The sequence below is a fragment of the Marinagarivorans sp. genome (assembly GCF_982758155.1).
The window spans coordinates 1-6,783 of the sequence record NZ_CEXWTU010000251.1 but is presented as its reverse complement, the minus strand read 5'-3'; the positions used below and the strand labels follow the sequence as shown (position 1 = coordinate 6,783).

Genomic DNA, 6,783 nt, shown 5'->3' with positions numbered 1-6,783 from the left:
CGATCTACCAAAAGATATTCAAACCTCTTTACGCAACGCACCACCACTGACCGGTGTTGGCCTACTCGAATTAATACCGCAAGCTGCCATTAACGCATTAGCCGATGCGCAAGATAGCAATGGCGATGGTATCTCTGGGCGCATTAATTGGGTCTGGGAAGCCGAGCAACAAAAGCGCTTACCCGGCCGCTTTGGCCTTAAAGCTAACCGCAATAACCTGCGGCAAGTCACCGCGTTAGCGTTTGCCGGCGACATCGGCATTACCAATCCTGCAGCCCCTAACTAACCCTGCACCGCACAGCAACCTACCTGCATAAACAGCCCCAACGGTAATGATAAAGAAGGTGTCGAACTACCAGAGCACCTATTGCAGCTTGTTACTGACTTTAGTCGTAACTTAGCCGTACCGCAGCAACGCCCCCTACCCGCTTCCGATCTTAATAGCGGCCAACAACAGTTTACTCAACTCGGCTGTGCTGGCTGTCATCAACCGAACTTCACCACCTTAAATAGCACCCAACACCCTCACCTTAGCAACCAATCTATCTGGCCTTATAGCGATTTACTGCTGCACGATATGGGACCACAGCTCGCCGATAATCGACCCGATTTCGACGCTAATGGACAAGAATGGCGAACCGCACCGCTCTGGGGTATTGGTTTAAGCCAAGCAGCCAATGGCAGTAATCATTTATTACACGATGGTCGCGCACGCGGTGTTGAAGAAGCCATTTTGTGGCACGGCGGTGAAGCGCAATCGGCTAAGAATAAATTCTCCAAACTCCCCATAACACAGCGCGAACATTTAATACGCTTTGTCGAGGCACTCTAACAATGATGCACTCAAAAATAAGCCGTCGAATGCTGATCCAATTATTAGGCGCCGCGGGTATCACAACGCCATTAATAAGCCGCGCAAAAGAAAGCTCGGCACAAAACCCTCGGTGGCTTTCAGCCACGGGAGCCAGTAAAGAACAGTTCGGCATTAGCTGGGGCGATAAAGACACCGACCTTAAAAAGACTTATACCGAATTCCGAGGGCACGATGTAGCCGCGCACCCCTTGCGCCCCAACCACGCACTCTTGTTTGGCCGCCGCCCAGCGATGCAAGCGGTTGAGGTGGACTTAAATAATGGCGCCATCACGCACACCTTAAAATGCGCACCCAATCAGCATTTATTTGGCCATGGCTGTTTCAGCGCGAATGGCCAATACCTATTCACCACAGAAGGCAATATTAAAAGTGGTGCCGGTAAAATCGCCGTACGAGACAGCAAAAGTTACCAACAACTAGCGCAATACTGTAGCGGTGGCATAGGCCCGCATCAGATTAAATTAATGCCCGACGGCAAAACGCTAGCAGTGGCTAACGGCGGTATTCTTACCCACCCCAATAGCGGCCGTAAAAAACTCAACCTATCGACTATGGATTCATGCCTGTCTTATATTGATAGCCAATCAGGGCAGCTACTCAATAGCTTTCGAGTAGAAGAAAAAAAGGCCAGCATTCGCCACTTAGACATTCACCCAAACGGCACTGTAGCCCTTGCTATGCAAGTTCAGCGTGAAGCCTGCAATCACAACAATGTAGTCCCTTTGGCGGCCATTCACAAACCACAATCAACCGCCCTAACGCTACTAGAACAACCCCATTCGTTAATCACACAAATGCAAGATTATATCGGCAGCGTTGCAATTCACCCCGAGCTAGGCATTGCTGGCTTTACCAGCCCAAGGGGTAATTTAGCGGCATTTTGGTCTATCGATGATGCACACTTTATGGGCTACCACCACTTACACGATGCTTGTGGCATTGCCCTATCACCCGATAAAAACCATTTCTTACTCAGTAGTTCTTCAGGACAAATACGCTTTATTACGGCGAATACCCTTACCGAAGCCAAAAACAAACGGCAACATTACCCAAGCACACAGTGGGACAACCACTTACTTATCATTTAGCCCGAGCGCTACTCGCTATGCACAACTTAAAATTAAACATAAAAATAAAATTAATTTCTTTACCCCTATTGATTAGCACTTTAATCAGCTGCGGCACACGGGAAAATGATGCCCCAGTACTGACCGTGGATGATTTTGCGATCACACTCGAACAAACTGTTGATCACACCGTTATTGCTGCCAGTGAAAACTTCACCCAACGCAGTATTAAAATGCAGGATGCGATTGAAAATTTTTGCCTTAACTTCGACAACGCTTCGCTGGTCGGGGCCCAAAGCGAATGGCGGCAACTCAACGAAGCGTGGTTTAGTTTAGCCAATTTCAATTTTGGCCCACTCAACGACGATTTGATTTTTCCAGCCTATACCTTTATCGATTCGCTACGCCTGCGCGGCACCAACTACATTGCAACAGCACGCTCAGAGATCCAACAAAACATCAGCGAAAATACAGCACTAGACACCGCCTTTTTTAACCAGCAAACCTTTCAAAAAATCGGCTTATTAGCGCTAGAGGTTGCACTGTTTGAAACCGCTGATAACGAACAAAACACGTCCTCTAGCGCCATCATCGCAAATTTTCAAAAATACCCACGTAAATGTGAAATCATTGATGGCTTAAGCGCCAACCTATTACAGCGCGCCCAGTATGTACAAAACGGCTGGAAGGTTAATCACTTGCAAACCGGCGAAGCTTACCGCCAACTTTTGCTTAGCAACCGCCTCGAAGACGGTACCGAACCGCTAAACCGCATTCTTACTGCCGTACAAGAACACCTCGATTACCTACAAAAGCGCAGCGTTGTCAGCGTATCGGCAACACTCGCGCAGCACAGTTGGCAAAATATTAATGCCGCAATTAACACCATAGAGCAACTGCTCAATGGCAGCGAAAAAAGCACTCACTCTCTTTTCAAACTAATGACCCTCGCCACCGGAGAGCTTGCGGTAACCACCGTAAAAAATAATCTTCAAACCGCTAAAAACAGTATTACGGCACAAGATAGCACCGCGCTGGCCATCGCCCTAAGCCGGCTCGACGGTAACTTTAAACGTGAAATTCCCGATGCTCTCGATGTAGAGCTCGGCATTAATTTCACCGATGGCGACTAATCGCCTAGCCCCTTAAATTCAAATCCGTAGCGCATAGTTTCCACTCTTTATTTTTTATCGCTAACAATCAGCCCCCTCGCAAAAAAGGGGCCGTTAATAAGGTCTTACTGTATGAATAAATTCTTCGTCTCTAGCGCCCTGCTAGGCAGCATTATTGCCGCCCCAGGTTATGCACAAAACAGCACCGATCAAGCCACCATTGAGGCACTACAAGAACGTATAGAGGCCCTAGAATTAGGAGTCGATACAAAACTTAATCTACTGGCCGATGCCGTAGACCAGCAGCAAAGTGAACACAAAACTAGCAAGGTGAATATTGGCGGCTATGGGGAACTCCACTACAACGCACTCTCGCAAGATGACACAGATATTCGCGAACTCGATTTTCATCGCTTTGTATTGTTCTTTGGTTATGAGTTTAGCGAGCGAGCACGTTTTGTTTCTGAACTGGAAATAGAACACGTCATTGCCAGTGCCGGCAACCGTGGCGCCGTTGAGTTAGAGCAAGCCTATATCGAAATTGATCTACGCGAACGCATGCGCCTACAAACCGGTGTGCTATTAATGCCTGTCGGTATCATGAACGAAACCCACGAGCCGCCAACCTTCTACGGCACCGAACGGCCCATCATAGAAACCACAATCATTCCCACCACGTGGTACTCGGCCGGCATCAACCTCTCTCATCGTTTAGAAAATGGCTTGCGTTACGACGTTATGGTTTCGGAAGGGCTTAAAACAGAAGACCCCACCAGCACAACAAATGCCGAACCCTTCAACGTGAAAAAAGGTAAACAAAAAAGCTCTTTTGCCGCAGCTTACGACTTGGCCATTACCGGCCGCGTGGCCTATACCGGCATCAACGGTTTAGAACTGGCCATGTACGGGCAATACCAACCGGACATTGATCAAAGCGCTGAAATCTCCTACGCCGATGCCGCCACCTTTATAGGCGGCCACGCCATCTACCAACTAGGGGATTTTACAACACGAGCACTCTATGGCCGCTGGGATTTAGACGGCGAAGCTGCCGAAACCGCCGGTAAGGCAATTCAAGATGGGGGTTATATGGAATTGAGCTGGCGCCCACTTGAAAACTGGGGCGTTTTTGCCCGACAAAGCGCTTGGTCCCAAACCGAAAATGTTAACGGGACACAAACGGATATCGGAATCAATTACTGGCCACACGAGAATATTGTTTTTAAAGCCGATTACCAAATGCAAAACGACGATGCAGGTAATACCGATGGCTTTAATCTAGGCATGGGTTATCAGTTTTAAATTCACAGTGCCAGCCGTAAAGCATAGTCCGGCGCAGGGCTACAATTTACGGCTGATCACCAAGAAACACGCCATGCATTACTCAAACAATACGGTGCCGCTATCGATAAACGATGGCTCACTTTGGTCTTGTTTAGATGAACACAAAGAACTTACTGCACGCGAAACTATTTTACGCAACTCAATATTTCTTAAAATTTGTGACTCAGCAAGCTTATTTTTACCTTCGGCCACCAAACTAACAATACCTAAAATTTTATTTTCTTGTTCAACATCCAAACCCAGCTCAGGAAGAGACGCCAGTAACGGGGATAATAAATCCTCGCTAACGTGCCGCTGCGCCTCAAGTAGCTCGTCATTAATGTGACACAAAGAACTTGTCACGTTATTTAACTCATCGACAACGGCTTTAACATCCAGCATTGGCAGTAACACGCCCTGATGAAACTTAGTATAGGACACCAACCAAGACTCCATTGAGTCAGCAAAAATAGCCACGTTATCTTTTAATATGTCACTGTCCTGAGGATTGCAATGCTCTACATCAATAATCAGTAGAATTTTTTCGGTACGGTACGTGAATTGCTCCGCACTGGGGGGATCCACACAAATAGCAGCGCCTTGTAGCATTGCTTGCTTATGCAGCCTAACAGTATCGCCAAATTTTATGTTTCGGGATTCGCCACACTGAAACTGCGCAAAACCAGAGCATCCCAAATTTTGCAATGTTTTATACGCACAATATAAAAAGCAATCAATAGTGCGACACTCAATTAATAGTTGATTAGCGCGCGCAACAATGCCCGCCTGACGAGCGCTATGTATAGCGCTCAGAATAGTGCTTTCATCCGAAAATTTCATAATTAACACTTCACCTCAAGAGCCCAAAAAACGACCAAAGCTACGATAATTAACGCAATTTTGTTTATCCCAGTTACCCACCACTCATCATCTGAAAGGTGTTTTCACTACATTGACCATAGGCTTGGTTTTCATCATCTGCGAGAATTTAAATGAACTGTTCGCTATTGGCCCATTATTTACTATGGCGCGTAAGTCATTATTGCTTATAATCAGATTTCTTTAATTTGATCTCACCAATTTGTTGCGTTGGTTTCAAGGATGAGCATCACGGAGAGCTGTGCCGAACATTTTTCGGTCTACGCAAACATTGCAGGCTATTCCTCTATGCTCGATATAAGTACGCCATTACGACCCAGTACCAAGCCACCAAGCGAAACCTCAAGGGCCTCGAAGAGACTTGTATTTTCAGCGCTAGGGCTATCATTAAAAAACTTTTCTAAATTTCCACACTTTTGCCATATAGAGCAAAATCAACTCATGCCGGGGCTATTTAGGGGCGAGCGAACACTTGTCGTTACGCGCGAGATCACAGGCCTGAAAAGCACAGCTAACCTAGCTTATATGCAAAAAGCGACTTTATTATGCCCCAAAAAGTGTATTTTTGGCTTCGCTTCAGCACAAGGAACACTACTCTTAAATGGTAGAAAAATAACCAAGAATGAAATATTTATTCTTAGGGCCAACATTCCTTACGATATGGTAATCTCGAAACACCTATCACTATTCACCTTTGCCATAAATGATATAGACAGTAATATAAGCAAGAATGACGAAACAATGAATACATTGCTTCGTGAGCACGAGCCTCTGCTTACCAACAACAAGCTTTCAGTTCGAACAATAACGCAACCGCATTTACGTGATTTACTGGTAAAAAAGTTTAACGAGAGCGAAGACCCTAACGCTCAAAGCCTACTTGAGCTGACAAAACGCATTTTAAGCTCCAGCACTGACAGCGTGTATCGGCCCAATAGCCGCAATAATTTATTACTGCGCACACTAAGGCTAATGCAGGCACAACCGTTCACCTACCGAAAAATTTCTGACGTTGCTCTAGCCTGCCACATTTCCCAGCGCGGCTTAGAGAAAGCTTTTGAAGATGTTCTAACGGGCAGCCCTGGTGAGTACTTAAAAGCCATACAACTCAATCGCTATCGTGCAGCCATTATTCAAAATGCCGGTAATGATAAACTCAGCTTAGCCGATATTGCCGCGCAACTTGGGGCTGTAAACTATTCCCGCCTTAGTAAAGATTACAAATCTTTTTTTGAAGAACTACCTAGCAATACCCGAAAGAATATTGAGACCTAAGGGGCGTGCACGGAATAAGTTGTTGGAATTTGGGTTTGTGGGCGTTTGCTTGACGAGGCGAAAATATGGCGCAATAGCCGGCTATTGCAAATGTTTTTAACGAAGGCAAGCGTGCACCCAGGAATTAAAAAACGAGAAGTTATTTCATGCTCGCCCCTAAGGGGCGTGCACGGAATAACTTGTTGGAATTTGGGTTTGTGGGTGCTTGCTTGACGAGGCGAAAATATGACGTAATAGCCGGCTATTGCAAATA

General features: G+C 46.2%; 5 protein-coding genes and 1 pseudogene. 5 read left to right on the top strand and 1 reads right to left on the bottom strand.

What is annotated here, in order from left to right:
- Positions 1-16 precede the first annotated feature (16 nt).
- The 4 genes and pseudogenes from AC3A8L_RS18615 (at position 17) to AC3A8L_RS18600 (ending at position 4,355) form a co-directional block, all read left to right on the top strand.
- Positions 17-832 (top strand): annotated as a pseudogene (locus AC3A8L_RS18615) (di-heme oxidoredictase family protein).
- 2 nt (positions 833-834) lie between these two features.
- Positions 835-1,962, top strand: coding sequence for a DUF1513 domain-containing protein (locus AC3A8L_RS18610; RefSeq protein WP_487963779.1), 1,128 nt, complete (start codon positions 835-837; stop codon positions 1,960-1,962).
- Between the two features lie 17 nt (positions 1,963-1,979).
- On the top strand, positions 1,980-3,074 hold the full coding sequence (locus AC3A8L_RS18605; protein ID WP_487963778.1) for an imelysin family protein: 1,095 nt from the start codon (positions 1,980-1,982) through the stop codon (positions 3,072-3,074).
- 111 nt (positions 3,075-3,185) lie between these two features.
- Positions 3,186-4,355, top strand: a complete 1,170-nt coding sequence (locus AC3A8L_RS18600; protein ID WP_487963777.1) for a porin — start codon at positions 3,186-3,188, stop codon at positions 4,353-4,355.
- A 78-nt stretch (positions 4,356-4,433) separates the two neighbouring features.
- Here the strand turns inward: AC3A8L_RS18600 and AC3A8L_RS18595 are convergent, their stop codons facing one another.
- Positions 4,434-5,216, bottom strand: coding sequence for a hypothetical protein (locus tag AC3A8L_RS18595; RefSeq protein WP_487963776.1), 783 nt, complete (start codon positions 5,214-5,216; stop codon positions 4,434-4,436).
- Positions 5,217-5,477: 261 nt separating this feature from the next.
- Here AC3A8L_RS18595 and AC3A8L_RS18590 point away from each other — a divergent pair, with 261 nt between their 5' ends.
- Positions 5,478-6,530, top strand: coding sequence for an AraC family transcriptional regulator (locus AC3A8L_RS18590; RefSeq protein ID WP_487963775.1), 1,053 nt, complete (start codon positions 5,478-5,480; stop codon positions 6,528-6,530).
- Positions 6,531-6,783 lie beyond the last annotated feature (253 nt).

Bases quoted from the DNA above. Each gene is read 5' to 3' on its own strand.
- AC3A8L_RS18590 (WP_487963775.1), top strand. From the start codon at position 5,478: ATGAGCATCACGGAGAGCTGTGCCGAACATTTTTCGGTCTACGCAAAC.
- AC3A8L_RS18610 (WP_487963779.1), top strand. From the start codon at position 835: ATGATGCACTCAAAAATAAGCCGTCGAATGCTGATCCAATTATTAGGC.
- AC3A8L_RS18595 (WP_487963776.1), bottom strand. From the start codon at position 5,216: ATGAAATTTTCGGATGAAAGCACTATTCTGAGCGCTATACATAGCGCT.
- AC3A8L_RS18605 (WP_487963778.1), top strand. From the start codon at position 1,980: ATGCACAACTTAAAATTAAACATAAAAATAAAATTAATTTCTTTACCC.
- AC3A8L_RS18600 (WP_487963777.1), top strand. From the start codon at position 3,186: ATGAATAAATTCTTCGTCTCTAGCGCCCTGCTAGGCAGCATTATTGCC.